Origin of the sequence: Streptomyces sp. NPDC007872, from assembly GCF_042868165.1 — a bacterium.
Lineage (GTDB): Bacteria > Actinomycetota > Actinomycetes > Streptomycetales > Streptomycetaceae > Streptomyces.
The window spans coordinates 100,955-115,705 of sequence record NZ_JBIAEA010000007.1 but is presented as its reverse complement, the minus strand read 5'-3'; the positions used below and the strand labels follow the sequence as shown (position 1 = coordinate 115,705).

At 73.6% G+C, this 14,751-nt stretch carries 15 protein-coding genes and 1 pseudogene; 7 read left to right on the top strand and 9 right to left on the bottom strand.

Features of this window, described 5'->3' with window-relative positions; genetic code table 11:
• Positions 1-18: 18 nt before the first annotated feature.
• The 3 genes from ACFYNX_RS24430 to ACFYNX_RS24420 form a co-directional block, all read right to left on the bottom strand.
• Positions 19-462, bottom strand: coding sequence for a hypothetical protein (locus tag ACFYNX_RS24430; protein WP_388664118.1), 444 nt, complete (start codon positions 460-462; stop codon positions 19-21).
• The gene (locus ACFYNX_RS24425) at positions 459-953 is read right to left on the bottom strand and encodes a SigE family RNA polymerase sigma factor (RefSeq protein ID WP_388664116.1); all 495 of its coding nucleotides are present in this window, start codon (positions 951-953) and stop codon (positions 459-461) included. Before ACFYNX_RS24425 ends, ACFYNX_RS24430 begins: the two co-directional genes overlap by 4 nt.
• 170 nt (positions 954-1,123) lie before the next feature.
• Positions 1,124-2,122, bottom strand: a complete 999-nt coding sequence (locus ACFYNX_RS24420) for a helix-turn-helix domain-containing protein (protein WP_388664114.1) — start codon at positions 2,120-2,122, stop codon at positions 1,124-1,126.
• Between the two features lie 227 nt (positions 2,123-2,349).
• On the opposite strand from ACFYNX_RS24420, the gene ACFYNX_RS24415 reads away from it, so the two are divergent.
• A complete protein-coding gene (locus ACFYNX_RS24415; protein ID WP_388664112.1) occupies positions 2,350-4,605 on the top strand; it encodes an ATP-binding protein in 2,256 nt (751 codons plus the stop codon).
• 27 nt (positions 4,606-4,632) lie between these two features.
• Here the strand turns inward: ACFYNX_RS24415 and ACFYNX_RS24410 are convergent, their stop codons facing one another.
• Positions 4,633-5,124 carry a carboxymuconolactone decarboxylase family protein gene (locus ACFYNX_RS24410; RefSeq protein WP_388664110.1) on the bottom strand — a complete coding sequence of 164 codons (492 nt, stop codon included), beginning with the start codon at positions 5,122-5,124 and terminating at the stop codon, positions 4,633-4,635.
• Positions 5,125-5,220: 96 nt separating this feature from the next.
• On the opposite strand from ACFYNX_RS24410, the gene ACFYNX_RS24405 reads away from it, so the two are divergent.
• Positions 5,221-6,171 carry a pirin family protein gene (locus tag ACFYNX_RS24405; protein WP_388664108.1) on the top strand — a complete coding sequence of 317 codons (951 nt, stop codon included), beginning with the start codon at positions 5,221-5,223 and terminating at the stop codon, positions 6,169-6,171.
• Between the two features lie 148 nt (positions 6,172-6,319).
• On the opposite strand, the gene ACFYNX_RS24400 is transcribed toward ACFYNX_RS24405, so the two are convergent.
• Together ACFYNX_RS24400 and ACFYNX_RS24395 are read right to left on the bottom strand one after the other, a co-directional pair.
• Positions 6,320-6,646 (bottom strand): hypothetical protein, encoded by a 327-nt coding sequence (locus tag ACFYNX_RS24400; protein WP_388664106.1) that lies wholly within the window; start codon positions 6,644-6,646, stop codon positions 6,320-6,322.
• 605 nt (positions 6,647-7,251) lie between these two features.
• A complete protein-coding gene (locus tag ACFYNX_RS24395; RefSeq protein WP_388664104.1) occupies positions 7,252-8,622 on the bottom strand; it encodes an NAD(P)-binding domain-containing protein in 1,371 nt (456 codons plus the stop codon).
• 120 nt (positions 8,623-8,742) lie between these two features.
• On the opposite strand from ACFYNX_RS24395, the gene ACFYNX_RS24390 reads away from it, so the two are divergent.
• From ACFYNX_RS24390 to ACFYNX_RS24380, 3 genes are all read left to right on the top strand, one after another.
• On the top strand, positions 8,743-8,901 hold the full coding sequence (locus ACFYNX_RS24390; RefSeq protein WP_388664102.1) for an NAD(P)-binding protein: 159 nt from the start codon (positions 8,743-8,745) through the stop codon (positions 8,899-8,901).
• Positions 8,902-9,423: 522 nt separating this feature from the next.
• Positions 9,424-9,786 (top strand): ArsR/SmtB family transcription factor, encoded by a 363-nt coding sequence (locus ACFYNX_RS24385; protein ID WP_388664100.1) that lies wholly within the window; start codon positions 9,424-9,426, stop codon positions 9,784-9,786.
• Positions 9,783-10,283: a GNAT family N-acetyltransferase gene (locus ACFYNX_RS24380; protein ID WP_388664098.1), complete on the top strand. Its 501-nt coding sequence runs from the start codon at positions 9,783-9,785 to the stop codon at positions 10,281-10,283. Before ACFYNX_RS24385 ends, ACFYNX_RS24380 begins: the two co-directional genes overlap by 4 nt.
• A gap of 226 nt (positions 10,284-10,509) precedes the next feature.
• Here the strand turns inward: ACFYNX_RS24380 and arsB are convergent, their stop codons facing one another.
• Positions 10,510-11,598 carry an ACR3 family arsenite efflux transporter gene (gene arsB, locus ACFYNX_RS24375; RefSeq protein WP_388664096.1) on the bottom strand — a complete coding sequence of 363 codons (1,089 nt, stop codon included), beginning with the start codon at positions 11,596-11,598 and terminating at the stop codon, positions 10,510-10,512.
• The gene (locus ACFYNX_RS24370; RefSeq protein WP_388664094.1) at positions 11,592-11,897 is read right to left on the bottom strand and encodes an ArsR/SmtB family transcription factor; all 306 of its coding nucleotides are present in this window, start codon (positions 11,895-11,897) and stop codon (positions 11,592-11,594) included. Before ACFYNX_RS24370 ends, arsB begins: the two co-directional genes overlap by 7 nt.
• A gap of 74 nt (positions 11,898-11,971) precedes the next feature.
• Here ACFYNX_RS24370 and ACFYNX_RS24365 point away from each other — a divergent pair, with 74 nt between their 5' ends.
• Positions 11,972-12,394 (top strand): arsenate reductase ArsC, encoded by a 423-nt coding sequence (locus tag ACFYNX_RS24365; protein ID WP_388664092.1) that lies wholly within the window; start codon positions 11,972-11,974, stop codon positions 12,392-12,394.
• 120 nt (positions 12,395-12,514) lie between these two features.
• A pseudogene (locus tag ACFYNX_RS24360) lies at positions 12,515-13,747 on the top strand (APC family permease).
• A 79-nt stretch (positions 13,748-13,826) separates the two neighbouring features.
• Here ACFYNX_RS24360 and ACFYNX_RS24355 read toward each other — a convergent pair.
• Entirely contained in the window at positions 13,827-14,750 is a 924-nt protein-coding gene (locus tag ACFYNX_RS24355) for a phosphotransferase enzyme family protein (protein ID WP_388664090.1), read from the bottom strand.
• Between the last annotated feature and the right edge of the window lies 1 nt (position 14,751).

The following is a 14,751-nucleotide window of genomic DNA, read 5'->3' as shown; positions in this document are numbered from 1 at the left end:
GGGAAGGCGGCGGGCCGATCAGTCCGGCGGCGGTGTCGTCGTCGCCATGGTCGTCGCCGTCGCCGGCGGGGCCGTCGGTGGCGTCGTCGTCCGGCCGGAGGCCGGCGGACGGGTCTGTCGCCCCTCCGTCGTCGCGCTGCCGGGACCCGGCGGAGTGCTGTTCTCCGTCTCCCGGGGCAGGGGCCCGGGGCGGTGGGTGGGGCTGGGGCCGGGATCGGGCACGGAGGGGCTCGTCGCGGGCAGGGCGGGTCCGGCGGGACCGGGGGCGAGCGAGGCGGCCGTGGCCACGCCGAGGACGGCGACGACGCCCGCCGTGACCGTGGCGAGGGCCACCCGGCGCCGCCGGGCCCGCCGGCCCCGTTCGGCGACCTGGGCGACGGGCAGCGTCGTGGCCTCCCGGCTGCCGTGGTCGGCGGCGGCCTGGAACAGGGCCCTCAGAGAGGGATCGGTGGGGTCGTTCACCGGGATCCGGCCTCCTGCTCGGTGTCGTTGAGCCGGTCGGCGAGGGCGGCGCGCCCCCGGCCGAGGTGTGTCTTGACGGTGCTGGCGGACAGCCCGGTCTCGCCCGCGATCTGCTCGACGGTGAGGTCGCACAGGTAGTGCAGGGTGACGGTGCGCCGCTGCTGGGCGGGCAGGGTCCGCAGGGCGTCGACCAGGACCACGTGCTCCGGTCCCGGCCCGGCCGCGTGGGGCGGGGCCGCCCGCCGGTTCCAGGCGTCGGCCGTACGCCTCCGGAAGCGCCACCGGCTCACGGCGAGGCGCCAGGCGACCGTGCGGATCCACGCCTCCGGTCCGCTGTCGCCGTCCAGGTGGCGCCGCCGGTTCCAGCCCTTGACGAACGCCTCCTGGACAACGTCTTCAGCCTCCTGCAGGTCGCCGAGCATGACGTAGAGCTGCCCGGTGAGCCGCCCGACCGACTGGACGTAGAACGCTTCGAACTCTTCGACGGTCAACGGCAACTCCCGGGTCTCTCGCTTCACCGGGCATACGCCTGGCACGGCCTCGACGGTCGACACCGTTTCCGAAGAAGGCGCGTGAGCCCCGTCACACCGCGGGGCGGGGCGGTCGTTCGTCGACCTTGGAGGACGCTCCCCGCGGCACGGCAGTTCCTGGGACGGGGGTCCTACCCGCCCGACACCGGGGACCGCACGAGGCCGTCCCCGGCGGCGTGCCGACCGCGCCACTCCCGGGGGGAGACGCCGTAGGCGGCGCGGAAGGTCCGGCTGAAGTGGGCGGGGCTGACGAAGCCCCACCTCTGGGCCACGGCCGCCACGGTGGGGGCCGTTCCGCCGGGGCGGGCCAGCTCGCGGCCGCACTCCTCCAGGCGCCGCTGCTTGACGAGCCGGCCGACGGTGGTCCCCTCGCCCTCGAACAGCCGGTGCAGGTACCGGACGGAGATCCGGTGCTCCCGCGCGATGCGCTCCGGGGACAGGTCCGGGTCGCCCAGGTTCCGGTTGATGTGGTCGAGGACGCGCATCATCAGCCGGCTCCGCGCGTCCGCGTCGGTCTCCTCCGGCCGGGCCCGTTCGGTGATCAGGGTGGCGAACAGGTCGACCACGTGGCCGGCCAGCCAGTTCGCGACGGCCGGCGGATGTCCGTCGGCGGGGGAGGAGGCCAGGTCCACCAGGAACGGGAACAGCGTCGCGCCGAAGCCGTCCCCGGTGCCGACGGCCCGGCCGGTGACCTGCCGGAGGTCGTGGTCCGACACGCCGAGGGCGTGGCGCGGGAACTGGAAGACGTGCAGGGCGAACCGCCGCGGATGGTCGAAGGAGTACGGCCGGGCCGTGTCGTACACCACCAGGTCGCCCGCGCCCAGCTCGGTCCGGCGGCCGTCCTGCGCGAAGACGGCCGTGCCGGACACCTGGACGCCGACCGCCACCGGCGACTCGGACGCCCCGGACGACCCGGCGATCAGCGCCGGCGTACGGCTGGTCCGTCCCGCGTCGGCCTCCACGGTGGAGACCCGCAGGTGTCCGAGGCGGTCGGCGGTGATCCGGCCCTCGAACGGGCCGTCGCCCCGGGGGGTGACCGTCACCGGCACCAGCGTCCTGCTCACCGCGTCGTTCCAGTACGCGACCTTGTCCCGGTCGGGCACCGAGGCGGTCGTCAACACCGGGCTCATGTCGGCCTCCGGCCGGGGAGAGGGGAGAAGTGGGGTGGGGGGCGCGGCCGGCGAACCACTTCGGTGGGTCCGGTGCCTGCCCGCACCACACAGCCAAGCAGCGGCCCTTTTCCGCCTCCAGGCAGAACCACAGGCAGGAATGCCGGAGGCCGGGGCGCGCTCCGGAACCCCCGCTCGGGCAGGATGGGCACATTGTTCGATTCGGGGGGCAGTGGAGGAATGAGCGGGTGACCGGAGCAGGTCTGGAGTTCGGGGCGCTGTTGCGGCGGTTGCGCCTGGACGCGTCGCTGACCCTGGAGGCGTTGGCGGAGGCGTCGGGGGTGAGCGTCCGCGGGATCGGGGACCTGGAGCGGGGGCGGGTCGCGACTCCCCAGCGCAGGACGGTGGCCGCGCTCGCGGACGGGCTGCGGCTGGACGGGACGGAGCGGGAGCGGTTGCTCGCCGTCGCCCGGGTCGGCCGCAACCCCCGCCCGCGCCCGGCGGGGTTGCACGCCTTCCCCCGCGGCATCGACGACTTCGTGGGCCGGGAGGCGGAGCTGGCGCGGCTGCGGGCGCTGACCGGGCAGGGGACCGCGGGGATACCGGTGGTGGTGGCGGTGTCCGGGCCGCCCGGCGCGGGCAAGACCACCCTGGCGCTGCGCGCCGCCCACGACCTGGCCGGGCGCTTCCCGGACGGTCAGCTCATGTTCGACCTGCGGGGGACGGACGACGACGCGCCGGACGCGGCCGAACTCCTGCTCCGCGTCCTGAAGGCGCTGGGGGTGGCCGACCGGGACCTGGCCATGGCCGGTCCTCAGGGGCACCCGGAGCTGTGCCGGCGGGTGCTGGCCGAGCGGCGGTGTCTGCTGGTCCTCGACAACGCCCGCGACGAGGCCCAGGTGCGTCCGCTGCTCCCGGGCGCGGGCGCGGGGATGGTGGTGGTCACCAGCCGGAGGATGCTCACCGGCCTGGAGAGCGTCCACCGCCTGCCCCTCGGCGAGCTCTCCCCGGCCGAGGCCGCCGTCTTCCTGACCTCCCTGGTGGGAGGGGAACGCGCGGAGGCTGAACCGGGCGCGCTGGCCGAGGTGGCCGGCCACTGCGGGCACCTGCCGCTGGCCCTGCGGGTGGCGGGCAACTGGCTGGCCACGCGCACCGGCTGGACGGTGCGCCGCCTCGCCGACCGCCTCGCCCTCGAAGAGCGCCGCCTGGACGCGCTGGCCGCCGGCGACCTCCGTCTGTCGGCGGCCTTCAATCTGTCCTACCGCCAGCTCACCCCCACGGCCGCGCGCATGTTCCGGCTGCTGGCGCTGGTCGACGGGCCCGACGCCGGAGTCGCCGGCGCCGCCCGGCTGACCGGGCAGTCACCGTTCGACGCCGAGGACACCCTCGAGGAACTCGTCGAGACCGGTCTCCTGGGCGCGGACCGGGACCGCTACCGCTTCCACGACCTGCTGCGCCTGTACGCCCGCGACCGGCTGCGGGCCGAGGAGCCGGCCGGGGCGGCCGAGGCCGCCCGGACGGCGCTGCACCGCTGGCTCCTCGAAACCACCGTCATGGCCGGCCGCTGGTACGAGCCCGACCACGGCGCCCCGCCCGCCACGTGGCAGGGCACCGTCGACCTGTCCACCGCCGGGCACGCCCGCCGGTGGCTCCGGGTCGAGGGCGTCAACTGGCTGGCCGCCCTGCGCGCGGCCGCCGCCGCGGGGGACCACGCCGTCGTGGTGGAGGCCGCCGAGGCGCTGCACTGGTTCTCCGACCAGTGGATCTTCTGGGGGCACTGGCCCGAGGTCTTCGCCACGGCCGCCCGCTGCGCCCAGGCCCTCGGCGACCCCGTCCTGGAGGCGACCCACCTCAACTACCACGCCTGGGCCCTGCTCGTCTGCGAGGGCCGCCACCACGACAGTCTCGACCGCTCGGCCCAGGCCCTCGCCGCGGCCGTGCGCGCCGGCGACCTCCCGCAACAGGGATGGGCCCACAAGTATACCGCCTGGGCCTTCAGGCTGCTCGGCGACTACGCGGCGGCGGCGCGCCACAACGGTGAGGCGGCCACGCTGTTCGAGGCCGCCGGCGACCTCCACGGCGCGCTCCAGTGCAGGGTCGAGCACGACCAGATCCTGGTGGACGGGGGCCGGCAGGAGGAGTCCGTCGCGGAGATCCTGGACACGCTCTCCTTCCTCGACCAGGCCGGCGACCGCATCGAACCGCACATCGCCGACTTCACCCGCACGAACCTGCGGGTGCTCATCGGCGGGGCCCACGCCCAGCTCGGGAACTGGTCCGAGGCCGCCGAGCACCTGCGCGTCGCCGTGGAGCTCTGCCGTGCCGGCGGCAACGCGGCCATGGAGAGCCGTGCCCTGGTCCACCTCGGCAACAGCCTGCTGGCCGCCGGGGACCGCGCCGGGGCCCGGGACGCCTTCTCCCGGTGCCTCGCCCTCGGCGCCGCGGCCGACCCCCAGCGCCTCACCGAGGCCCGGGAACGCCTCGCCGAGGCGGACGTCCGGTGAACCGCCCGTACACCCCCGTCCGGTGGATCAGACCCCGGGGGAGGCGTCCCGTACGGGGTGCTTGCTCAGGATCGACACCCGGTTGAACGCGTTGATGGTGATCGCCACCCAGATCACGGCGGAGATCTCGTCGTCGGTGAGGGTCCGGCGGGCGTCGTCGTAGGCGCGCTCCTGCGCGAGGGCGTCGGCGGGGCGGGTGGTGGCCTCGGCGAGGGCCAGCGCCGCGCGCTCGCGCGGGGTGAAGAGCCCGGTGTCGCGCCAGGCGGCGAGCACGCCGAGGCGGCGGGGCGTCTCGCCGGCGCGCAGGGCGGCCCGGGTGTGCACGTCGAGGCAGGAGGCGCAGCCGTTGATCTGGGACACCCGGAGGTTGACGAGCTCCACCAGGATCCGGTCGAGCCCGGCGTCGGCGGCCGTCGCGCGGACCGCCTCGGCCGTCCGGACCAGGGCGTGGTAGGCCTGGGGGCTCTGCTTGTCGAGGTGGATCCGTCCGGTCGTGGGGGTTTCCGCCGCATCGCTCACTGCGCACTCCGTCCTCGGGGCCTTCCGCGGTCGCGGAAGCTATCATCGTCCATGATTGTTTAAAACGAAACTACAGGTTTCCGGAGGGGGACGCGCATGAGCGACAAGACGGGGACGGGGACGGAGTCCGGAGCCGCCGGGATCGGGGTGGAGGTGCTGTCCGCGCGGGACGTCCCCCTGGGCGGCCCGCGGGCGATGACCGTGCGGCGCACGCTCCCGCAGCGGACCCGTAGCCTCATCGGGGCCTGGTGCTTCGCCGACCACTACGGTCCCGACGACGTCGCGGAGTCCGGCGGCATGGACGTGGCCCCGCACCCGCACATCGGCCTCCAGACCGTGAGCTGGCTGTTCAGCGGAGAGATCGAGCACCGCGACAGCCTGGGCAGCCACGCGCTCGTACGCCCCGGCGAGCTCAACCTCATGACGGGCGGTCACGGCATCAGCCACTCCGAGGTCTCCACCGCCCGTACGACGGTCCTGCACGGCGTACAACTATGGGTCGCCCTCCCCGGGGAGCACCGGGACACCGCCCGCGACTTCCAGCACTACGCCCCCGGGACCGTCCGCCTCGACGGGGCGGACGTCAGGGTCTTCCTCGGCTCCCTGGCCGGCGAGACCTCCCCGGTGCGGACCTTCACCCCGCTGCTCGGCGCCGAGATCCTCCTCGACCCTGGCGCGGCCGTCACCCTCCCCACGGACCCCGCCTTCGAACACGGCCTGCTCGTCGACGAAGGAGAGGTCCGCCTGGCCGGCACCCTCCTGCACCCGGCCGAACTGGGCTACGCGGCCCCCGGCCCGGACGCCCTCACGCTGACGAACGAGTCGACCGCCCCGGCCCGCACGGTCCTCCTCGGCGGCCCGCCGTTCGGGGAGGAGATCGTCATGTGGTGGAACTTCGTCGGCCGGTCCGGTGAGGAGATCGTACAGGCGCGCAACGACTGGGAGCAGGGTCTGCGGTTCGGCGAGGTGCACGGCTACGACGGTGCGCGGCTGCCCGCCCCGGCCCTGCCCACCACCCCGCTGAAGCCGCGCGGGCGAGTGCGCTGACCTGCGGAAACCCATGCTCGGATGGGCTGTGATCCCACTGACGGCCATCGTGCTGGGCCCCTTGCTCCGCATCCTGTCTTGTGCTCGGCTTCGGGAGTCTGCCGGGAGCGAGGGGAAGCGCGCCGAGCCTCATGTTCGGGCTCGTGTGTCAGCGTTCGATCGGATCGGTGCCGACCTTTTGTCGACCTTCCTGACCGGTGGTCAGGTGGCGCTGGTCACCGTCTGCCGCCCGGATGTCGAGCGCCGGGCCCGGACGGAGCCACTGAAGCGCGACCGGGCGTCGCGAACCCCGGGTGTCGAACTCGGGCTCGCTCCCGATGCTGCCCCGCGCATGCCGGTCGCGGCCGCTGCGGGTGCTGATGCGGTGCTTCGCGCCACCGGCGTCGCCCTCGCTGATCTTCGCGATCGGGTCACCGTGCCAGGGGGCGATGGACGCCGCCCTGGCCGCCCCGGCCCGGGCGGTAGCCGCGGGCACCCCACCCGTCGGGGCGTTCGCCGGGTATCCCCTGGCCCACCCGCTGCGCTTTCTGCGCGGCCTGGTACGACCGCTGTGCGATGCGGATGGCGGCACCGGAATCCGTGGCCGTTCCGGTGGAGACGTGAACTCCGCTGTCTCCGGTGGTGCTTCGCATGGGGACGTTGACCTCGCGACAAGGCACGTCTTCGCCTCCTTTCAGGCGCCGACGGCCCGTGTGGGGGAGTGCGGAAGACAAGCTTCTTGCCGGGGAAGGCCGGTGTCGGGATTCGGGGGGTCGATGCCGGCCTCCGCGCGGGGCGTCAGGAAGGATCGATGCGCGCAGTGCCGACATGTGTCGTCGTGCATCGACGGGAAGTCACACCACAGGAGCCCCCTGTGCGGGGGCCCACCGGCGGATGAGGGCGGCGAACGCGGGCTGGTGGAAGGCGGCGGACATGGCGAGCCCGGCCAGGTCCGGCCGGCGAAGAACACCGCCGGGTTCGGCGCGAGCGCGACGGCCGGGCTCGGAACGCCCGTTGCGGAGCCCGCGGTCATGATCGTGCGGGGGCCGCGACCGGACCCCGTCCCGGTCGCGGTCCCGGCCGCGTGGAGGTCGAGGTGGGTCACGAGCGGCAGGAAGGCGCCGAGGTGGTGTCGAGCTGGATCGGCTGCGGAGCCGGAGCGCAGCAGCCGCCCCCGTCGCTCGCCCGATCGGTGGTCGCCCGGTCGAAGAGGCCGGCGCCGCCGCAGACCCCGGTCTCGGGCAGGACGAGTTCGACGCGCTCGGCCGCCTCGCGGTCGCCGGCGAGGGCGGCGACGACGGAGCGGACCTGCTCGTAGCCGGTGAGGGCCAGGAACGTGGGCGCGCGGCCGTAGGACTTCATGCCGACCAGGTGGACGCCCTCCTCGGGGTGGGAGAGCTCGCCCGCGCCGTGCGGGTAGACGGTGCCGCAGGAGTGCTGGTTCGGGTCGATGAGCGGGGCGAGGGCGAGGGGGGCCTGGAGGCGCTCGTCCAGGCCGAGGCGGAGTTCGCCGAGGAAGGACAGGTCGGGGCGGAAGCCGGTCAGGACGACGACCTCGTCGACCGGGTCGAGGCGGCGACCGTCCTCCGCCACCAGGACCAGCCGGTCGCCGTCGCGCTCGATCGCCTCCGTGCGGAAGCCGGTGACGGCGTCGGCGTGCCCCTCGTCGACGGCGGCCCTGGCGGCCAGGCCGAGAGCGCCGCGCGCGGGGAGCCGGTCGGCGGTGCCGCCGCCGAAGGTGGAGCCGGAGAGCCCGCGCCGCAGGATCCACGTGGCGTGCGTGCCGGCCCCGCCCTCGGACTTCGCGAGGTCGGCGAGGGTGGCGAGGGCGGTGAAGGCGGAGGCGCCGGAGCCGATGACGGCGATTCGCTTCCCGGCGTAGCGGGCACGGGTGGCGGAGTCGTTCAGGTCGGGGACGCGGTAGGAGACGCGGTCGGCCGCCGCACGCTCGCCGAGGGCGGGCAGGCCGTCGCCACCGGCCGGGCTCGGGATCGTCCAGGTGCCGGAGGCGTCGATGACGGCACGGGCGAGGAGCTTCTCCTCGTGTCCGTCGGCGTGGACCACGTGGACGGTGAAGGGCTGCGCCTCGCGGTCGGCGTCGACGGTCCGGTCGCGGCCCGCGCGGGAGACGCCGGTGACCCGGGCGCCGAGGCGCACCTTGTCGCCGAGGACGTCGGCGAGCGGCTGGAGGTACTGCTCGACCCAGTCGCCGCCGGACGGATACGCCTTCGTGTCGGGCTTCGTCCAGCCGGTGGGGATCAGGAGCTTCTCGGCGGCGGGGTCGGTGAGCTCGCCCCAGGTGGAGAAGAGCCGCACGTGCGCCCACTCGCGCACCGCCGCGCCGGCCCGGGCCCCGGCCTCCAGGACCAGGGGTTCGATGCCGCGGTCGACGAGGTGGGCGGCTGCGGCCAGACCGGCGGGACCGGCTCCGACGACCACGACGGGCGGCTGCTCCGTGGCGGTGGCGTTCATGACGAATCCCCTTTTGTTTCGACGTCTGTCGATCTTTTGCGTTCTCAGCATGGCACTTGTATCGACAAGCGTCAACATAGGCATTCATCGAAATAAGGTGATGCTTCATGGGACGCGTCGATGCCGCTGCCGTCGGGGGGCGGGTGGTCCGGTCTCGCGGTGGCGCACGGTCTTCTGCGTGAGGGGCTCCGGCCGCTGGTTCCCGAGGCGTCGGAGCGGCCGGCCGGGTCCTGGCCCCGGTCCACGACGGCCGCACCCTCTTCTCGCCGGTGCGGGTGAGCCTGGCCGGCCGGCACCGGTGCGCCGCTTCCCGCAGCAGCCGTTCGGGCGGGATCCGCACTTCTGGTTGATCGTCACGGGCCTGGATGCGGCTCCGCCGGGCCGGTTCCCGTTCCGTCCGGCCACGATGGCGGTCATCGGCGACGGTGGTCACCGCGCCGCCCTCGCCGCGGGCCGACCGGAACGGCGTCCGATGTTCACGCGTGTCGACGGCCCGGCCGTCATCCGGGGCGACGGGACCGGAGGGGAAGCGGACGTGATCATCCTGGCCACCGGTCACCTGCCCGACCTCGGTCGCCCCGTTCCGCTCGACGTCCTCGACCGGGCGGGCCGGCCGCTGCGCCGGGGTGGCGCCTCGCCGTCCCGTCTTCGCCCGGCGCGCGTGGGGTTGGAATGGCGGCGCAGCTTGTCGTCGGCCTCCTTGCGGGGCGTCGGCCGTGACGCGCGGCGCGGAGGACCGCTCGGGAGCCCGGCGGTCGACAGCCCCTGGGTGCTTGCTTTGACGTGTGTCAACATAGACGCATGTCGAACGTGAAGGTGCTGCCGCTGCTTCAGCCCGCCGTCGAGCCGTGCTGCCCGCCCCTGAACGAGCGGCCGCTGACCGCCGAGGAGGCAGGGCCGGCGGCGAAGATGTTCAAGGCGCTGGGTGATCCGGTCCGGCTGCGATTGTTCTCCGCGGTCGCCTCGCACGAGGGCGGGGAGGCGTGCGTGTGCGACATCTCCGACGTCGGCGTCTCGCAGCCGACCGTCTCCCACCACCTGAAGAAGCTGAAGGAGGCCGGACTGCTGTCCTCCGAGCGGCGCGGCACCTGGGTGTACTACCGCGTCGAACCGGCGGTCCTCGCCGCCATGGGGCGGCTGCTCACCAAGGCTTCCGGCGCATGACCGCCTCCGTCCTCGTGGTCCCTCTGACCGCCGACCACGCCGACGAGGTCGTCGCGATCCACCGGGCCGGCATCGACGAGGGCAACGCCACCTTCGAGACCACCGCGCCGTCCTGGGAGCGGTTCGACGCGGCCAAGTTGCCCGAGCACCGCTTCGCCGCCGTCGACGAGACCGGCCGCGTCCTCGGCTGGGTCGCCGCCACCAGGGTCTCCGACCGGTGCGCGTACGCGGGCGTGGTGGAGCACTCCGTCTACGTCCACCCCGACGCCCGGGGTCGGGGCGTCGCCTCCGCCCTGCTGAAGGCGCTCGTCGAGTCCACCGAGGCGGCCGGGATCTGGACCGTCCAGTCCGGGATCTTCCCCGAGAACACGGCCAGCCTCGCCGTCCACGAGCGGGCCGGCTTCCGGATCATCGGCATCCGGGAGCGCATCGGCCGTCACCACGGCGTCTGGCGGGACGTGATCCTGGTTGAACGCCGCAGCGGCACCGTGCAGTGACATACCCGCTTTGCCCAGGTCCCGGCATGCTCGTCCGGTAGCGATGCGCACCTCGTGACCGGCGGGACGGTTCCACTCGTCGCGGTGGACCCGCGGCTCCCCTTCGGGCAGATGAAGGTCGCCGTGGACATGGACGCTGCTGGTGTCCCCGGCCCGTACATCGTCGTAGCGGGGGGTGCCCCGACCTGCGGAGGTGGAGCACCGTTCAGGGGCGGGGGCTTCGCGTCTACGACCGGCCGGGGGCGAACGTCTTGCGCCAGGCGAGCGAGACGTAGACCAGGGCGACGAGGACGGGGACCTCGATGAGGGGACCGACGACGCCGGAGAGCGCCTGGCCGGACGTGACGCCGAAGGTGGCGATGGCGACGGCGATGGCGAGTTCGAAGTTGTTGCCGGCCGCCGTGAACGCGAGGGTTGCGGTGCGGCCGTAGTTCAGGCCGATCGCCTTGCCCAGCGCGAAGGTGCCGAACCACATCACCGCGAAGTAGACGAGCAGCGGAAGCGCGATCCGTGCCACGTCCAGCGGTTGCGAGGTGATGGTCTTTCCCTGGAGGGCGAAGAGGACGACGATCGTGAACAGCAGGCCGTACAGGGCCCAGGGGCCGATCTTCGGCAGGAACCGCCGCTCGTATGACTCACGGCCCATCCTCTTCTCGCCGATGCGGCGGGTCAGGAAGCCGGCCAGCAGGGGGACGCCGAGGAAGATGACGACGTTGAGCGCGATCTTCCCCATGGAGATGTCGAGGACCTCGCCCTCGCCCAGGCCGAGCCGGTCGGGGAGGACGTCGAGGTAGAACCAGCCGAGCAGGCCGAAGGCGAGGACCTGGAAGACCGAGTTCAGGGCGACGAGGACGGCCGCCGCCTCACGGTCGCCGCAGGCCAGGTCGTTCCAGATGATCACCATGGCGATGCAGCGGGCCAGGCCCACGATGATCAGACCCGTGCGGTACTCCGGGAGATCCGGAAGGAAGGTCCATGCGAGGGCGAACATCACCGCCGGCCCCAGGACCCAGTTGGCGACCAGCGACGAGACCATGAGCTTCTTGTCGCCGGTGACGGCGTCCAGCCGGTCGTAACGGACCTTGGCGAGGACCGGGTACATCATGATCAGCAGGCCGGCGGCGATCGGCAGGGAGATGCCGCCGATCTCGACCTTCGCGAGCGCGTCGTTCAGGCCGGGGACCAGTCGCCCCAGGCCCAGGCCGAGCGCCATGGCGAGGAGGATCCAGACGGCGAGGAAGCGGTCGAGCGTCGACAGCTTCGCGACCACGGATGCCTCCGGGGCGGTGGTCGCGGGGGCGGTGGGGCTCAACATGACCTCTTGGAGTCGGCGTGGGCGCGGGCGGTGGCGGCGAGTCCGGCGAACTGGCCGGCGAGCGCGTCGAGGACCTCGGGCTTCAGTCGGTAGTACGTGAACCGGCCGCACGGCTCCGTCTCCACCACCCCGGCATCGCGCAGCACCTTGAGGTGGTTGGAGAGGTTGGTCTGTCTGGCTCCGGTCTCCTCGACCAGGTGCGTGGTGCACAGGGTCTCGTGGGCGAGCAGGGTCACGATCCGGAGCCGCAGCGGGTCGGCGAGGACCTTCAAGAGATCAGTGTCGACTGACGTCAGCATGGGCTGATACTGTCACATCATTGATCGCTGATGCCAGTCCGGGCCGATGCCCGTCTGTCGTGGAAGAAGAACCGATGCCCGAGTCCCCGCTCGCCTCCGTGCTGTTCGTCTGCGTCCACAACGCCGGACGCTCCCAGATGGCCGCCGGATTCCTCCGCCACCTGGCGGGCGACCGCGTGGAGGTCCGCTCCGCCGGCTCCCTGCCCGGCGACCGGGTCAACCCGGCCGCCGTGGCCGCCATGGCCGAGCTCGGCATCGACATCTCCGGCCAGCGCCCCAAGGTCCTCACCCCCCAGGCCGTCCAGGCGTCCGACTACGTCATCACCATGGGCTGCGGCGACGCCTGCCCGTACTTCCCCGGCAGGACCTACCTCGACTGGCGGCTGGACGACCCGGCCGGGCAGGGTGTGGAAGCCGTCCGCCCCATCCGTGACGAGATCAAGGGCCTCATCGAGAACCTCGTCGCCGACATCGACGCGAAGACGCAGGAGAGCTGACCGCGTCATGACGACGACTACGACAGGCGCCCGGAACGCGCACGGGGTCGTCATCGGCTTCGGCCACGTCGCCGCGCTCTTCATCGTCCGCACCCCTTCCAAGCCCTGAGGAACGCGTCCATGGACAAACCGCCGGCCGTCGGAAGCACTCCTGGGGGGTTGCGGCGGACGCTCGGCGTGCCCGACGCCGTCGTGATCGGTCTGGGGTCGATGATCGGCGCCGGGATCTTCGCCTCCCTGGCCCCGGCCGCCCGCGCGGCCGGCTCCGGGCTGCTGATCGGTCTCGCGCTCGCCGCCGTCGTCGCGTACTGCAACGCGACCTCCTCCGCCCGGCTCGCCGCCCGCTACCCGGCCTCCGGCGGCACCTACGTCTACGGCCGCGAACGGCTCGGGGAGTTCTGGGGTTATCTGGCCCGCTGAGCGTTCGTCGTCGGCAAGGCGGCCTCCTGCGCGGCGATGGCGCTCACGGTCGGCTCGTACGTATGGCCCGGCCAGGCGCACGCGGTCGCGGTCGTCGCCGTGGTGGCGCTGACGGCGGTGAACTACGCCGGTGTGCGGAGGCCGGCCCTGCTGACCCGTGCGATCGTGGCCCTCGTCCTGGCGGTCCTCGCCGCCGTGGTGGTCACCTCCCTCACCTCCGGCGCGGCGGACGCGGCCCGGCTGGACATCGGCTCCGACGCGACCTTCGGCGGGGTGCTCCAGGCGGCGGGGCTGCTGTTCTTCGCCTTCGCCGGGTACGCGCGCATCGCCACCCTCGGCGAGGAGGTCCGCGACCCGGCCCGCACGATTCCCCGGGCGATCCCGATCGCGCTGGGCATCGCCCTGGTCGTCTACGTCCTCGTGGCGGTCTCGGTCCTGATGCTCCTTGGTCCGGACGGACCGGCCGGGGCGACCGCGCCGCTGGCGGACGCCGCGCGGGTCGCGGGGGCCGACCGGCTCGCCCCCGTCGTGCGCGTGGGTGCGGCCGTCGCCGCGCTCGGCTCCCTGCTCGCCCTGATCCTGGGCGTCTCCCGCACCACGCTGGCCATGGCCCGCGACCGGCACCTGCCGCACGCCCCGGCCGCGGTGCACCCGAGGTACAAGGTGCCGCACCGCGCCGAACTCGCCGTCGGGGCCGTGGTGGCGGTGGTCGCGGCGACGGCCGACGTGCGCGGGGCGATCGGATTCTCCTCCTTCGGCGTCCTCGTGTACTACGCCGTCGCCAACGCCTCCGCCCGGACCCTCACCATGGCCGAAGGCCGACCGGCGCGGATCGTCCCCGTCGTCGGACTGGCCGGCTGCCTCGTCCTGGCCTTCGCGCTCCCGGCATCCTCGTCACCGGCGTCACCGGCCCGGACCGGGAACCCGTCATGAAGCGGGCCGCCGCCATCGTCACCCGAATGCGGCCCGGGACCGGATCAGGTGACTGCGGGTTCCGCGCCCTCCAGGCATCTCAGACCGTGTACCGGTAGGAGGTCCACGGTCCTGTCGGAACGCCGTCCCGCAGAGCGCCGATGCGGCGTCGCCACTCGGCGCGCATGCCCGGATTCGCTCCGAGCAGGGGGAGGACGACCGTGAGGACGTTCAGGGCGTGCACGCGGGCCATGGTCGGGAGGCCCTCCCAGGTGCGGGGATCGAAGCCGTAGGCGTCCACGAGCCGTTGGTATCCGGTCATGGGGCGCCCGTAGCGGACGCAGCCCATGAGTTCGGGGACGAGGTCCCATTCGGGCGGCCCCACGCACATGAAGTCCAGGTCGCACAGGACCGGGTGGCCCCGGGCGTCGTGCAGCAGGTTGCCGATGTGGGCGTCGCCGTGGATCACCGTGCGGGGAAGGGCGAACCGTAGCCGGGGAAGCTCGTCCTCCAGGCGATCGGCGAGGTCGTGCAGGTAGGCGAGTTCGGCGGCGCCCGCACCTGCCGGTGCCCTGCGGAGGCGGGCTCGGTCGACGCCGAGCGGGTCCCAGTCCGGCAGCGGGCACGGAGGCGCCCCCAGGGCGTGCACGCGGCGCAGGGGGCCGGCCAGCTCGTCGACCGCCGGATGGCGGCCAGGTGCCTGGGGAAGATGGCGCCAGAACGTGGCCGGCAGCCCGCTCCCGGTCACCACGGGTTGGGGGACGGGAAGGGGGGCGAGCCTGACGGCGGGGACGTCCTCGTGTTCCAGCCAGCGTGCGAGGGCGACCACGCGGACGACGTCGTCACGGCCGAGCTGAGGGCCGGCGATACGGACGACCACGGGAGCGTGACGCAGCCGGAAGACCGCGTTCACGGTGAGGTGCAGGGGCTCGGCGCCCTCCGCGGAGAGGCCGGCCGTCGCGCACGCCTCCTCCAGCGCACGGCGGAACGCGTCGGCCGTGTACGCGTCCGGGCCCCTGCCCATG